This is a genomic window from Pantoea sp. CCBC3-3-1, assembly GCF_007981265.1.
Classification (GTDB): Bacteria; Pseudomonadota; Gammaproteobacteria; order Enterobacterales; family Enterobacteriaceae; genus Erwinia.
Genome location: NZ_CP034363.1, coordinates 1,489,425 through 1,504,159, shown reverse-complemented (window position 1 = coordinate 1,504,159; position 14,735 = coordinate 1,489,425). Strand labels below are relative to the sequence as shown.

Below are 14,735 nucleotides of genomic sequence, written 5' to 3'. Positions count from 1 at the left end.
CCCCTGAAATCGTTAGCCTGTCAGGCCAGCGGCTTTACTGATAACTAAACTCTGCCTCGCTGGTGCGCGCCGAATCCAGCCCAATCATCACACTGAATTTGCCCGGCTCGGCAACCTGCTGCATTTTCGCATTCCAGAATTTCAACGCGTTCACATCAACAGGGAAAGTCACGGTTTGCGACTCGCCCGCTTTCAGCATAACCCGTTTAAAGCCTTTCAGCTCTTTAACCGGGCGGCTGATGCTCGCCGTTTGGTCGTGCAGATACATCTGCACCACCGTTGCGCCATCACGGCTGCCGGTATTGGTCAGCGTGATGCTGGCGTTAATTGTGCCGTTCCGCGGCAGGGTTTTAGCCGACAAGCTGACAGGCGACACGTTAAAGGTGGTATAGCTCAATCCATAGCCAAACGGGAACAGTGGACCATTGGCTGCATCGTAATAGTGCGACGTATATTTGTTTGGCTTGCTGGCATTGTAAGGACGGCCGGTATTCAGATGATTATAGTAAATCGGGATCTGACCCACAGAGCGCGGGAACGACATCGGCAGCTTGCCCGACGGGTTGTAGTCGCCAAACAGCACGTCGGCAATCGCATTACCGCCTTCGGTACCGCTAAACCAGGTTTCCAGCAGCGCATCGGCCTGCTGATCCTCTTTAACCAGCGTCAGCGGGCGGCCGTTCATCAGAACCAATACCAGCGGTTTACCGGTGGCTTTGAGTGCGGCAATTAATGCCTGCTGCGAGGCCGGAATAGTCAGTTCGCTGCGGCTGGACGCTTCATGCGCCATGCCCTGCGCTTCCCCGACGACGGCGACAACCACATCGGCTTTTTTCGCCGTTTCGACCGCTTCATCCAGCATCTGCTGCGGCGTGCGGGAATCGACGGTGACCGCTTTTTCATACAGGTTCAGGAAGTCCTGCACGCCTTTGTTGTCGGTTGCATTTGCGCCTTTGGCATACAGAATGGTCGCCTTATCCGCCGTCGCATTTTTCATCCCCTGCAACAGGGTAACGGACTGACCCGCTACGCCTGCACCTGACCAGCTGCCCATAATGTCGCGCTGGCTGTCGGCCAGAGGACCGATCAACGCAATGGTGCCGGATTTTTTCAGCGGCAGCGTCTCCAGACGGTTTTTCAGCAGCACAATACTTTTACGCGCGACGTCACGAGCTTCTGCACGATGTAAGCGGCTTTCCGCGTTGGTATCCGCCGGGTCGCTATTTGCCGGGCCAAGATGGCTGTAAGGATCGTTAAACAAGCCCATATCATATTTGACGTTCAGCACGTGACGCGTGGCATCGTCGATCTCTTTTTCGCTGACCGCGCCGCTTTTCACCAAATTCGGCAGATATTTGCTGTAGTACTCGTCGCTCATGCTCATGTTGACGCCGGACTTGATAGCAATGCGCACCGCGTCCTCGGGATCGCTGGCAACGCCGTGATTCATCAACTCTTTGATGGCACCATGATCGCTGATGGTAATCCCTTTAAATTTCCACTGGTCGCGCAGTAAATCTTTCAGCAGCCAGCTGTCCGCCGTTGCCGGAACGCCGTTCAGGGAGTTGAGCGCGACCATCACGCCGCCGCTACCGGCATCCAGCGCGGCCTTATAGGGCGGTAAATAGTCCTGTGCCAGCCGCTGCGGGCTCATATCGACCGTGTTGTAGTCCCGGCCGCCTTCCACGGCACCATAGGCCGCGAAATGCTTGACGCTGGTCATCACGGAATAACGGTCTGCCGGACTTTTGCCCTGCATTGACGCCACCAGCGTACGGCCCAGTTCCGAGGTCAGATAAGTATCTTCACCAAAACCTTCTGATACCCGTCCCCAGCGCGGCTCACGCGTGACGTCGACCATCGGCGCCCAGGTCATATTCAACCCATCGTCCGCCGCTTCGTAGGCGGAAATCCGCCCCACTTCCGCCACGGCATTCAGATCCCAGCTGGCCGCCAGCCCTAACGGGATGGGGAAGACGGTGCGCTGACCGTGAACCACGTCATAAGCAAAAAACAGCGGAATTTTAAGGCGGCTGAGTTGCATGACCTGGTCCTGCATAGCGCGGATATCCTGCCGCGTGACCGTATTAAAAATCGCGCCAACCTGCTCGTGGGCAATCATCTCGCGGATCGCTTCTTTCGGATTATCCGGCCCAACGCTGATTAAGCGCAGCTGACCGATTTTTTCGTCGAGCGTCATTTTTTTCAGCAAAGCGGTGACATAAGCGTCGCGGGCTGCTGGCGTTAAAGGATGGGCCGCGTTTTCCGCGAAGGCAGGCTGCAGCAGAATGGCGGCAGCAAAGCTAACAGAGCAAATCCATTTCATCGTGTTGGTTTCTCTCAGGTAACGGCAGGGCAAGGATTTATCACGAAAAAATCTCAGGGCAGTCAGTGTGCCATAAGTTGAGGATAGCAGGTAGTTTTCAACCGGTGCGGTTGAATACGCTGACGCTGGCACACCGCATCGTTGTTAAGCGGTGCTAAAGTTATGTCGTGCGAAAAAACAGGACAAAGGACATGCAAACAACCTCCCCGGCCAGCAAAACGCTGGTCAACGAACTGGCCCGCATCGTCGGGCGCAACCATCTTCTTACCGATCCCAGCCAGACTGAACGCTACCGCAAAGGTTTTCGCTCAGGCTCCGGCGACGCGCTGGCGGTGGTCTTCCCCGGTACGCTGCTGGAGCAGTGGCGCATCCTTACCGCCTGCGTGGCGGCCGACGTCATTGTATTAATGCAGGCAGCCAATACCGGCCTGACCGAGGGATCGACGCCAGACGGCAACGATTACGACCGCGACATTGTGATTATCAGCACGCTGAGAATGGACAAAATCCAGCTGCTGGACGAGGGGAAGCAGATATTGGCCTTCCCCGGTAGCACGCTTTATCAGCTGGAGAAAATCCTTAAGCCTCTGGGGCGAGAACCCCACTCGGTGATCGGATCGTCCTGCATTGGCGCATCGGTGCTGGGCGGCATTTGTAATAATTCAGGCGGTTCGCTGATTAAGCGTGGCCCGGCCTTTAGTGAAATGGCGCTGTATGCCCAGCTCGATGCTAACGGCAAACTGACGCTGGTTAATCATCTGGGCATCGACCTTGGCAGCACGCCTGAACAGATCCTTGGCCGTCTCGACGACGAGAACTGGCGGCCAGCCGATGTGAAATACGATAATCGCCACGCCTCCGATCACGACTATGCGCAGCGCGTGCGTGATGTACAGGCCGACACCCCTTCGCGTTTTAACGCCGATCCCCGCCGGCTGTTTGAAGCGTCCGGCTGCGCGGGCAAACTGGCGGTGTTTGCCGTGCGGTTGGATACCTTTCCCGTAGAGCCTGCCCAGCAGGTCTTTTATATCGGCACCAACCAAACTGCGGTGCTGGACGAACTGCGCCGCCATATTCTTAGCGAATTTAAAGAGTTGCCGGTTGCGGGAGAATATCTGCATCGCGATATTTTCGATATTGCCGAAACCTACGGTAAAGATACCTTTGTGATGATCGATAAACTCGGCACCGACAAGATGCCGCTGTTTTTCACGCTCAAAGGCCGTGCCGATGCGCTGTTGCGCCGCGTTTCGTTTATCAAACCGAACCTGATCGATCGCCTGCTGCAAAAGGTGAGTAATGTACTTCCTTCTCATCTTCCGCCGCGGCTGAAACAGTACCGCGATCGTTTTGAGCATCATCTGATGCTGAAGATGTCCGGTGCTGGGGTGGCCGAAGCGCGTGACTATCTGACCCGCTATTTTCAGCAGGCGGACGGCGAATTTTTCGAATGTACGCCGGAAGAAGGGACAAAAGCGTTTCTGCATCGCTTTGCCGCAGCGGGCGCTGCCGTTCGTTATCATGCCGTACATCATCAGGACGTGGAGGATATTCTGGCGCTGGATATCGCCTTGCGCCGTAACGATCGCGACTGGTTTGAGCAACTGCCCGCAGAGTTTGACGATGCGCTGGTACATCGCCTCTATTACGGCCACTTTTTCTGCCATGTCTTCCATCAGGATTACATTGTGAAAAAAGGCGTGGATGTCCATGCGCTGAAAGAGAAGATGCTGGCGATTTTGGCAGAACGCGGCGCGGAATATCCGGCCGAACATAACGTTGGGCATTTATATGTCGCCAAACCCCAGCTGAAGGATTTCTATCGACAGCTCGATCCGACCAACAGTTTCAATCCCGGTATCGGCAAAACCACCAAGGCAAAAAACTGGCTGGAATGCAGCTGCGGCAAGCAGGAAAAATGAGAAATTGCCCTGGCCTTTAGCGCAAAAAACCCGCCATTAAGCGGGTTTTTTGCTTTCAGGTGCTCATTCGGCAGCGCCGTTTTGCGGCGCATCACCAAAGCATCCACACCGGCGGCTAAACGATTAAATCTCGCCGTCCTGCACCACCACCTTCTGCCCGTTACGCTGTTCCACAATCATGGTTTGCGGTGTCGACAGCACGACGCCCTCTTTGCGCAGGCGAGTCAGGATATCGAACAGCAGATCGCTTTTTGCGCCGGAAACCTGACGCGGGCTGGCGACGTTGCCGGTGACAGCCAGTACGATACCTGCCGAAGTGAGATCTTTAAATGAGACCGATGGCTCTGGCATTTCCAGAATGCGCTCATTATCAATGTAAACATCAAGCAGCAGCTGACGAACCAGCACCGGATCGATGTCCAGCGGGAAAGTCAGCGTGATCGTTACCACGCCCTGCGCATTGCCCATCGTCGCGTTACGCACGTTCTGCGAGATAAACTGCGAGTTAGGGACGATTACCGTTGATTTGTCGCCCAGCTGAATTTCGGTGGCGCGCACGTTAATACGACGGATATCACCCTCAATGCCGCTGATGCTCACCAAATCGCCGACCTTAACCGGACGTTCGGTTAGCAGGATCAAACCGGAAATAAAGTTCTTTACGATCTCCTGCAAGCCAAAACCGATACCTACCGACAGCGCACTGACGATCCACGCCAGCTTGTTCCATTGCAGCCCCATGATCGACAGGGCCAGCAGGAAGACCAGCACATAACCCACGTTGCTGAACAGCGTGATCAGCGAGACGCGCATACCGGTATCCATGGTGGTTTTTGGCAGGAAATCCTGATCCAGCCAGCGCTTCACCGAACGCAGCACATAGATGCCGACAATCAGACACAGCAGCGCGTTGAGCACGTGCGCCGGAACAATATTCAGCGACTCCAGCCCTTTTCCACCCCAGAACTCAATGGCTTTTTGTACCAGCTCAATCGGCGTAGCGCTGCCGAAAGTGCCGTTCAGTAACGCCATGGCTGCCGCCAGCACCAGTATCGTTTTACCGAGCGCCCCCAGCAGCACCGCTACCTGGCTGAGATGACGTTCGTCGATATTTAACGAGCGCTGAATGCCCTTGCCGCTGGCGTTGCTGGTGGAAAACAGGCTTTCGCAGCCGTCCGTCACCAGATGACTGAGGATGTAGAAAGAGCCAAAAACAATGCCCATCCAGATCAGCTCATAGCTCAGGAATCGGGCAAAGGTGACATAGCCAATCACCAGCGTAACCATAATGGCGACGCCAATCAGCGTGATCGCCATTTGAATCAGGCCCACCAGCGTCGATTTCGCTTCCGGCTGGGAACCCTCCAGTACCATACGCCGACGAACACGATTGGTACGGAAGCTGATAGAAAGCGCGGTTGCCCCAATCAGGAGTGCAGTAATACCGTTGGCTAACACCGTGGTGCCGACGCTGGTATTGGCGCTGCTGTTCAGGTTTTCCAGCGCCTGGAAAACAAAGACCAGTCCGGCCGTCAGCGGAGGAAAAGGTTTTAACGCCAGTGCCACTTCGTTGGAGATGGTTGGCAGGCGCCAGGAAGGCCGCCGGGTTGAGAGAAACGCCCGGCCAAGGCCGGCGATCAGGCCACACAAAATACTCAGACTGACCAGTTTATCGGCAAAATCCCGCACGTCGTCCGTCACCTCATCATGGCGGGTAAAGGCCAGATCGAGGAAGTTAAATGAGAGCACGATCGCCACCAGCGTGGTCATGGCAATGGCCGCCGCAAGGAAGCTACGACGCAGGCGCCCTTCTGGCAGAAGATGAATGCCTACCCACGCCAAAAACTCCTCGGAGTAGCGACGTCCAAAGGTTGCCACCAGGCCAGCCAGTACGATCCAGAAAGCCGTGCCAAAACGCCAGCCCGGCTGCCAGGAAAGCGCCGCGGTATCGGCCAGCTCGCCGATAAAGTCATGGACTTTGTTATTGTCATCGCTTTGGGTATTAAACAGCGGCGACCAGAAGCGCGGGCCAAAAATACTGCCGGCATTCAGCGCCAGCTGGGTTTTTAGCGCATCACGGCGCAGATTAACAATTTGCGAGGAGAGATTGATGGCGCTGCTTTTGATCGCCTCAGCCTGTTTGATCTGGTCATCCATTTTGCTTTTCTGGCTTTCCAGATTTTTACGCTTGCTGGTGACTTCTGCGGTCTCTTTCACGCCGCTTTCTGCTTTTGGCGCCGGGCCAAGAACCGCCAGCTGCGCCTGTAGCTGCGCACGCTGCGGCGTGATGCTCTGAACTAAGGTGTCGGCATCGCTGGAAAGCTCCAGCGCCAAATCGTTCAGCGCGTTCAGCTTGCTGTCGTTGGTTTCGCCGGAGACCTGCTGCTTAATTTTATCCAGCACTTTCTGCATTTTAGGCAGTTCAACAGCGGCATTGATTTTAGCCGGTGCCTCGCTGCTTTGCTCGCTGGTTTGATCGTCTGCTGCCTGCACCATGACCGGCGAAAAAACCAGCAGTGTCAGCAAACAGACGCGAATAAAGGTGAATAATGTAGACATGAAAATTTCCAGATATCAAACAAGGCCGGACCAGCCAGAGCAAGAAAAGCTTGCCTCAGTCTAAGCTTTTGTCTGGTCCGACACTAGAGGATTTCCTGACTATTCGACGGCTTCCGAGCGACCGTCGTTACTGACCACTTCTGCCGCTTTCTGCTTTTTATAGCTCAGTGCCGCAGCCGGAACCGGTGAAACTTTCCCCGTTTCCATCCAGGTGCGCAGACGGTTAGCATCAGCAAAATGGGTATATTTGCCAAAGGCGTCCATTACCACCAGCGCAACCGGACGCTGATTAATCACGGTACGCATCACCAGGCAGTGGCCCGCCTCGTTGGTAAAGCCGGTTTTGGTCAGCTGAATGCTCCAGTCCGGGCGGTAGACCAGATGGTTAGTGTTGCGGAACGGCAGCGTGTAATTTGGGCTGGTAAAACTGGCCATCTCTTCATGCGTCGTGCTCAGTTGTCCAATCAGCGGATAGCTTCGGGTTGCCATCAGTAGTTTGGTCAAATCACGTGCGGTAGAGACGTTCTGGATCGACAAGCCGGTTGGCTCGACATAATGCGTATGCGTCATGCCCAGGGCACGTGCTTTGGCGTTCATCGCGCGAATAAACGCATCGTAGCCGCCAGGATAATGATGTGCCAGGCTGGCAGCCGCACGATTTTCCGATGACATGAGTGCCAGCAGCATCATGTTTTTACGACTGATTTCGCTGTTCAGCCGGACGCGGGAAAAGACGCCGCGCATTTCAGGCGTGTGGCTGATGTCGACGTTAAGCATTTCGTCCATCGGCAGATGGGCATCCAGCGTCACCATTACCGTCATTAATTTAGTAATGGAAGCCATGGGTCTGACCAGGTCAGGATGACTGGCATAGATCACTTTGTTGTTATTGAGATCGACAACCATGGCACTGCCAGAAGCAATCTGTGGCGCTGCTGGGGCGACTTCCGCCAGACGTGGGCTGGCGACGGCCTGATGCAGAAGAGCCTGACCAGAAAAAAGCAGAGCTAAACTCAGAAGAGACAAGCGGATTTTTGCAGGCATCGTTAAAAACTTAAGCGGGTAGTGATTCAGGTATGGCAATGCCACACGCCGCCACCGCAAACAGCAGGCCTCACGGGGGCTGGCAAGCGCATCATACGATGAAATTTAACTTTTCGCCTACAGGATATTCGTTTCCGGGCGTTACCAGAACGCCGCCGGGAACCCGGCGGCGAATGAAGCTAGAAAAGCCGATAGCCGTAGCCCCACAGCACAACAGTGAGTGCCATCAATACTTCCAAAACCAGGATGCCAATCGCCAGCGTGGAGCCAGAAAAACGCAGGCTCTCTTCACGATCGATATTGAGGAACATGGGAATACCGACGTAGAGCAAATAACCGGTGTAAACCAGCGCCATTGTGCCGACGAACAGACACAGCCAAACCAGTGGGTAGAGCGCAACCAGCCCGCTTAAAAATAGCGGTGTCGCAACATAGCCAGCAAAGACGGTACAACGCTGAAGGCTGGGACGCTGTGGATAGTCGCGCGCCATCCAGTAAATCACCCTGCCCATTACCGCAACGCCCGCCAGGATCAGGGCGTAAAACAGAATAGCCAGGCCAACGCCACTCACCATCGAAAGCTGAACGGTTCGCTGAGCGCCAAAATCCCAGCCAAGCTGCGTTGTGCCAATAAATGCACAGACCACAGGTATAAGCGCCATTAACAGAACATGGTGGGTATAGTGATGCGAGACGGTTTCGTTCTCTTGCTTGATATCACGCATCTCCCGGTCAGGATGCGCAAGAAGTCCCCAAACGTGGTTCATATCTTCTCTCCTCAGCCTTAGCGAGTCGCCCGGGTTGGCGACATGCTGAAGTATAAGTGATGATGAACTGTTTATTTTTTACCCAGCGCAGGTTTCCGGTAAGCGCTTCAGTTTGTTACGAAAAAAAATAGCGAAATTGCCCTCTTTTGACCCGCTTTAAGCCAGAGCGGTTAGACTTAGGGGTTTTAGCGCAACAACCGCAGGAGTTCACACATATGGATGTTAATCACCTCATCTCACAATACGGTTACCTGGCGCTGTTTTTTGGCTGCATTGCCGAAGGGGAAACGTTCACCTTGCTGGGTGGCGTCGCTGCACATGAAGGACTGTTGCATTATGGCTGGGTGGTCGTGGTAGCAATGCTGGGCGGGATTCTGGGCGATACCGCACTGTTTTTCCTTGGTCGCTACTATGGCGACACTATTCTTAAACGCTTTAAAAAGCATCAGACACAAATCGCCAAAGCCAACCGGCTGATCCGCAAGCGTCCGGTGCTGTTTGTGATTGGCGTCAGGTTTATGTATGGCCTGAGGATTGTCGGGCCAATTATCATTGGTGCCAGCCGGTTAAAACCGCACAAGTTTATGCTGCTAAACGTGATCGGTGCCGTTCTGTGGGCGCTGATTTTTGTCTCTTTAGGCTATGTCGGCGGACAGGTTATTGCGCCGTGGCTGCATGCACTGGATCGCCATCTCAAGCAGATTTTCTGGGTGGTGCTGATTCTGGTGCTGGTCTGGGGCGTGCGGATTTGGTTCAAGCGCCGCTCAGCACGGGAAAATGACTGAAAACAAGCTTTTCATTATTTTTCATCAAGCCGCACCCGCCTTGCACCTGATGGATAAAAGGCGGGTGGCAGCCTGAGTCCTGCTTTTACGACTGAATGAAATATTGCGGGTTTGCCAGCGTAAAACCGCCGTCAATCACAAAAGACTGCCCGGTGGTATAGCTTGACCATTCTGAGCAAAGCCAGCCTACCATGCTGGCAATTTCACGCGGATCGCCAGGCCGCCCTGCCGGGATTTCCGGGATGTTGACGTTGTTAGCGTCATCATCGCTCATGTCATTCATCGGCGTCGCGATAGCGCCTGGCGCCACAGAATTTACCAAAATTTTATGCGGGATCAGGCTGAGTGCCATCGCCTTCGTCAAACCTCCCAGTGCATGTTTCGCCGCAGTATAGGAAACCGAACCGGGCAGCGGCGTATGCTCATGCACCGAGGTAATATTAATAATTCTGCCGCCTTCTCCCCGATCGACCATATGCCGTGCGGCAATCTGCCCACAGATAAAAGCGCCATCGACGTCGACAGTAAAAACCTTACGCCAGTCTTCAAAGCGGGTTTCAAGAAAATCCCCTTTGAAGTTCGCACCGGCGTTATTCACCAGCACATCAATACGTCCTAATTTTTTAATTAATGCCTCAAGTGAACGACCGCCCTCTTCAGGATCGGCCAAATCGAGCCGCTCGATCTCCGCTTTCCGGCCCAGCGCACGAACCTGCTCCGCCGTATCCTGAGCGCCCTCTTCATCAGAACGCCAGGTAATGCCAATATCGAAGCCCTGTTCGGCCAGCATGATGGCGCTGGCTTTACCAATGCCGGAATCGGAAGCGGTGATAACGGCCACTTTATTCTCAGATGTACTCATGTCTCTCTCCTCGATGTCGGTGTCAGCCCGTTCAAAGTATAGAAGAGGATATTTCCGGGCCGTTTACACTTCCTTGCGCTTCCCTGACCCGGTTCGCTGATGCGGTAGCTATAGTTAACCGTAACAGCCCCGCACCATCAGACGAGGAAGGGAATGAGCGAGATAAAAAGAAAAATCGAAGACCATGGCGTCATTGGCGATCTGCGTACCTGTGCGCTGATTGCCAATGATGGGGCTATTGACTATTTTTGCTGGCCGAATCTCGACAGTCCGTCGGTCTTTACCGCCTTGCTTGACGGCGATGAAGCGGGTCTGTTTAGCATTGCGCCGGACTGGCCTGAGGCGCGACGCCTGCAATTATATCTGCCTGATACCAATATCCTGCAAACGCGCTGGCTGGATCGCCAGGGCGTGGCGGAGATCACGGACTATATGCCGCTCTGCCAGCGGGAAGATACTCAACCACGCATTATCCGGCGGGTAAAAGTGGTGCAGGGAGAAGCCACCTTTCATCTGCGCTGCGCACCGGTTCATGACTATGCACGCGCCACTACTGTTGCCAGCCTGCAAGAGAATAAAGTGCTGTTCAGTGCGGAAGGAGAGCCGACGCTGTGCTTAACGGGCAAGGCTGATTTCATCGTGGGAGAAAATGCCGCCACGGCCACCTTCACCCTGAAAACGGGTGAACACCGTGAATTTGTTCTGGGCAGCGTGGAAGATGAAAACGTCACCGAAGAGCATACAGAAATCTGTTTTCAGGAAACATTGCAATACTGGCGGCACTGGTCTGCAAAGAGCACCTATCACGGTCGCTGGCAGGAGATGGTCAATCGTTCCGCGCTGACCCTCAAGCTTCTGACCTCCTGGAAGCATGGGTCAATTGCCGCCGCCGCAACGTTTGGTCTGCCGGAAGAGTTGGGCGGCGAACGGAACTGGGACTATCGCGCCTCCTGGCTACGTGATGCGTCGTTCAGCATGTACGCGCTCATGCGGCTGGGCTATGTGGAAGAAGCGCACAGCTTCACCCAGTGGGTAGGTCGCTGCGTTGAAAACAGCCATAACGACGTGGAAAAATTACAGGTCATGTATCGGCTGGACAGCGGCACCGAACTGCATGAAAGCGAATTACTGAATCTGTCCGGCTATGCCAATTCCACGCCGGTGCGTATCGGTAACGATGCCTGGAACCAGTCGCAGCTGGATATCTACGGCGAGTTAATGGATGCGGTTTATCTGGCGAATAAATATGGCGAAGCGATTTCACATCGTGGCTGGGCGCACGTCAGTAAAATGATCGACCACGTTGGCGAGTGCTGGAATCAGCCCGATGCCGGTATTTGGGAAATGCGCGGCGAACCGCAGCATTTTCTGCATTCCCGGCTGATGTGCTGGGTGGCCATGGACAGGGCGATTCGGTTGGGCGAAAAACGTTCGCTCTCCTTCCCTTACGATCGTTGGTGCCGCGTCAGGGACGAAATCCGTGAGGATATCTGGAACAATTTCTGGAATGAAGAACAGGGGCATTTTGTTGCGACAAAAAACGGCAGTTTTGTGGATGCCTCCATGCTGCTGATGCCGCTGGTGCGGTTTGTCGGCGCGACCGATCCCGACTGGCTGTCGACGCTGGATACCATTAAAGAGAAACTGGTTAACGACGGGCTGGTGCGGCGCTACAACATTGAAGAAACGCCGGCTGACGGCTTGCAGGGCAACGAAGGGGCTTTCACAGCCTGTTCGTTCTGGTACGTTGAATGTCTGGCTCGCGCGGGGCGGGTTTACGAGGCGCATTTCGAATTTGAAAAGCTGTTGAACTACGCCAATCCGCTGGGATTGTATGCGGAAGAGTTCGATCATCAGGGCTTTGCGCTCGGCAACACCCCGCAGGCGCTTAGCCATCTGGCGTTAATCAGTGCGGCTTTTTTCCTCAATCGCAAGCTCAACGGCGACGATCCTTTATGGCAACCCTGAGGCCAAACTGGACGTTATCATCGCGCAGGCTAAAATTCTGCGTAAAGTTAGCTCAGATGTAACAAAAGCGGGTTTCTTCCTGAGCGATTATGCCCATATAATGTGCAGCCGGTCACACCCGACCTGTACAGGCTTCTTTATCCACAGTTTACATGGCGCTATACCTGAAAGAATATGAAAAAGAGCATTCGCGCGTTAGCTACTTTAGCCCTGGCCATTACGGCTTACAGCCATTCTGCTTTTGCAGTGGTCTACTCGCTACCGGCGGCTAACAGCCGTGTGGTGGGTGAGAATATTGAAATTACCGTACCGCAGGACAGTAAACTGCCGCTGGAAGCGTTTGCTGCACAGTATCAGATGGGCCTGAGCAATATGCTGGAAGCCAATCCGGGCGTTGACGTTTATCTGCCAAAAGCGGGTTCAAAACTGATTGTTCCACAGCAATTGATTCTGCCGGACGCGCCGCGTGAAGGCATTGTGATTAACAGCGCCGAAATGCGTCTTTATTATTATCCAAAAGGCACCAAAACCGTGGTCGTGCTGCCGGTGGGCGTGGGCGAGCTGGGTAAAGATACGCCGATCAACTGGACCACTACCGTTCAGAGCAAGAAAGATGGCCCAACCTGGACGCCAACCAAGAAAATGCATGAAGATTCCGTCGCCAGCGGTTCGCCGTTGCCGAAAATCTTCCCGGCTGGCCCGGATAACCCGATGGGCCTTTATGCGCTTTATATCGGCCGTCTGTATGCCATTCACGGCACCAACGCCAACTTCGGCATCGGCCTGCGCGTCAGCCATGGCTGCGTTCGCTTACGTGCCGACGACATCAAATGGCTGTTCGACAATGTGCCTGTTGGCACGCGCGTACAGTTTATCGATCAGCCGGTGAAGGCTTCTGTTGAACCCGATGGTTCCCGCATGGTGGAAGTCCACAACCCGCTGTCGCAAACGGAAGAGCAGTTCAACTCACGTGAACCGGTGCCTTTGACCCTGACTCCCGCAGTCAACAAAGTGACCGCAGATGCCAGCGTTGATGCTGCCGCGATGGAAAACGCGTTGAAAGCACGTACCGGGATGCCAACCAAGGTCAATGGCGCCGCTAACGGTTCCAGCGCGCCGATTCCTGTTCAGGAAAACGACGGTGCAGTGCCAAAAGAAGAGCCTGTGACGCCGGTCACGCCACAGGGCGCTAACATCCTGAATCCTGATGCGCCAGCGGCCAGTGCGCCAGCTACGGATACGCCGACGGTAGACGGTCAGGCCCCAGCGGATGCGCCAACAGCAAATGGTCAGACGCCAGATGCGGATGCGGGCCAGAAGCCTCAGGCACCGACCGCCAGCGACAGCACTTTCGTCGCGCCTGTCCAGCCAGGGCCGGTTTATGACAAAAAAGCCGCTGCGCCAGCAAAAGCGGCCACGGTAACGACTCAGTCGTAACTATCAGAACGGGTCAGCACCTTGCTGGCCCGTTTCCTTATCCTCCCGTCATGACAACGCTTACCATTTAACCCCCAGGCCGGTAGTAAAATTACGCTCGTTTAACGTATCCCGCGTTCCGCTGACCAGGCTGTGACCATAAGAGACGTTGAGCGAAGACCAGCTGGTTAACTGATAGCGCAGCCCGACTTCTGCGTCCATGGTAAAAATGCCGGCTTCGTCCAGCGAATGGCCGACATCACCGTGGCTAAATAGCGTGACGGTTCTGCCCTTCAGATAGCGCTGATAATCCCAACGCACCGAAGCGCCAAAATGGTTATCTGAGCTGCCATCGCTGTAACCATAGCTGAATGCGCCGCCCAGCAGCGCCAGCGAAAACGAGCCCAGCTCGTTATCCCAAAACTGATAGCCCGGGCCGGTGCCAGCCAGCGACTGTTCCGACAAATCTTCTACCCAGTCACGCTTGTAGCTGGCTCGTCCCTGCCAGAAAAACTGTTCGCGAAATTTATAATCCAGCGCGTAACGCAAACTGTAGTTTTCGGTATTCATGGTGTCGTCTTCTTTTTCGCGGGTATAAGTGCCGCCAAAATCGTTACGCCATTTACCAATATTGATTTTGTTATTGTAAGAAAAATGGGAATCCTGGGTATGGGTCGAGGCCTTTTTCAGGCTGATGCCCGCATCAATATTGCCGGTCCAGGTCAGCGCATCCGTTTTGGGCTTAGGCTTCATAAACTCTTCAAATTTGCCAACCTGCACCCTTTGCTCATCTGCGCCGCGTCGCACCACGATATAGCCCGGATCCGCGGCTTCCAGCTGCGCTTTAAATACCTGTTTCCCGTTGCCATTTCGCACATCGATAGCTTTTTCGCTGGAGAGCGTACTGACCGCTGTCCAGTTAAGAGAAAGCGTGCCGCCATAGCGGGTATCCATCACCAGCTTTCCATCACTGAGTGAGCGTACTGTCCCGCTGATTCGATCGCCATTTTTCATCCATACCGTATCTGCTTCAGCAAGGGTCGGGGTGAGTATCAGACAAAGAGAGAGACTTGCCAGCGTGCGGGG

Annotated in this window: 10 protein-coding genes; 4 read left to right on the top strand and 6 right to left on the bottom strand. The window is 54.5% G+C overall.

Going from position 1 to position 14,735, the window contains the following annotated elements; genetic code table 11:
• Positions 1-34: 34 nt before the first annotated feature.
• Complete coding sequence (bglX, locus tag EHV07_RS07175) at positions 35-2,326, bottom strand: beta-glucosidase BglX (protein ID WP_147196445.1); 2,292 nt, start codon at positions 2,324-2,326, stop codon at positions 35-37.
• A gap of 191 nt (positions 2,327-2,517) precedes the next feature.
• Here bglX and dld point away from each other — a divergent pair, with 191 nt between their 5' ends.
• A complete protein-coding gene (gene dld, locus EHV07_RS07170; protein ID WP_147196443.1) occupies positions 2,518-4,248 on the top strand; it encodes a D-lactate dehydrogenase in 1,731 nt (576 codons plus the stop codon).
• A gap of 123 nt (positions 4,249-4,371) precedes the next feature.
• On the opposite strand, the gene EHV07_RS07165 is transcribed toward dld, so the two are convergent.
• The 3 genes from EHV07_RS07165 to EHV07_RS07155 all read right to left on the bottom strand — a co-directional run bounded on the left by EHV07_RS07165 (position 4,372) and on the right by EHV07_RS07155 (position 8,618).
• A complete protein-coding gene (locus EHV07_RS07165) occupies positions 4,372-6,807 on the bottom strand; it encodes a DUF3772 domain-containing protein (RefSeq protein ID WP_147196442.1) in 2,436 nt (811 codons plus the stop codon).
• Between the two features lie 99 nt (positions 6,808-6,906).
• Positions 6,907-7,851: a D-alanyl-D-alanine endopeptidase gene (gene pbpG, locus EHV07_RS07160; protein WP_147200554.1), complete on the bottom strand. Its 945-nt coding sequence runs from the start codon at positions 7,849-7,851 to the stop codon at positions 6,907-6,909.
• 179 nt (positions 7,852-8,030) lie between these two features.
• Complete coding sequence (locus EHV07_RS07155; RefSeq protein WP_147196440.1) at positions 8,031-8,618, bottom strand: Yip1 family protein; 588 nt, start codon at positions 8,616-8,618, stop codon at positions 8,031-8,033.
• A 215-nt stretch (positions 8,619-8,833) separates the two neighbouring features.
• Here EHV07_RS07155 and EHV07_RS07150 point away from each other — a divergent pair, with 215 nt between their 5' ends.
• A complete protein-coding gene (locus EHV07_RS07150; protein ID WP_147196438.1) occupies positions 8,834-9,403 on the top strand; it encodes a DedA family protein in 570 nt (189 codons plus the stop codon).
• A gap of 85 nt (positions 9,404-9,488) precedes the next feature.
• On the opposite strand, the gene EHV07_RS07145 is transcribed toward EHV07_RS07150, so the two are convergent.
• Entirely contained in the window at positions 9,489-10,265 is a 777-nt protein-coding gene (locus EHV07_RS07145) for an SDR family oxidoreductase (RefSeq protein WP_147196436.1), read from the bottom strand.
• A 153-nt stretch (positions 10,266-10,418) separates the two neighbouring features.
• On the opposite strand from EHV07_RS07145, the gene EHV07_RS07140 reads away from it, so the two are divergent.
• Positions 10,419-12,233, top strand: coding sequence for a glycoside hydrolase family 15 protein (locus EHV07_RS07140; protein ID WP_147196434.1), 1,815 nt, complete (start codon positions 10,419-10,421; stop codon positions 12,231-12,233).
• A 174-nt stretch (positions 12,234-12,407) separates the two neighbouring features.
• Positions 12,408-13,670: a L,D-transpeptidase family protein gene (locus tag EHV07_RS07135; protein WP_147196432.1), complete on the top strand. Its 1,263-nt coding sequence runs from the start codon at positions 12,408-12,410 to the stop codon at positions 13,668-13,670.
• A gap of 60 nt (positions 13,671-13,730) precedes the next feature.
• Here EHV07_RS07135 and EHV07_RS07130 read toward each other — a convergent pair whose 3' ends face one another.
• Positions 13,731-14,663 (bottom strand): DUF481 domain-containing protein, encoded by a 933-nt coding sequence (locus EHV07_RS07130; RefSeq protein ID WP_147196430.1) that lies wholly within the window; start codon positions 14,661-14,663, stop codon positions 13,731-13,733.
• Positions 14,664-14,735 lie beyond the last annotated feature (72 nt).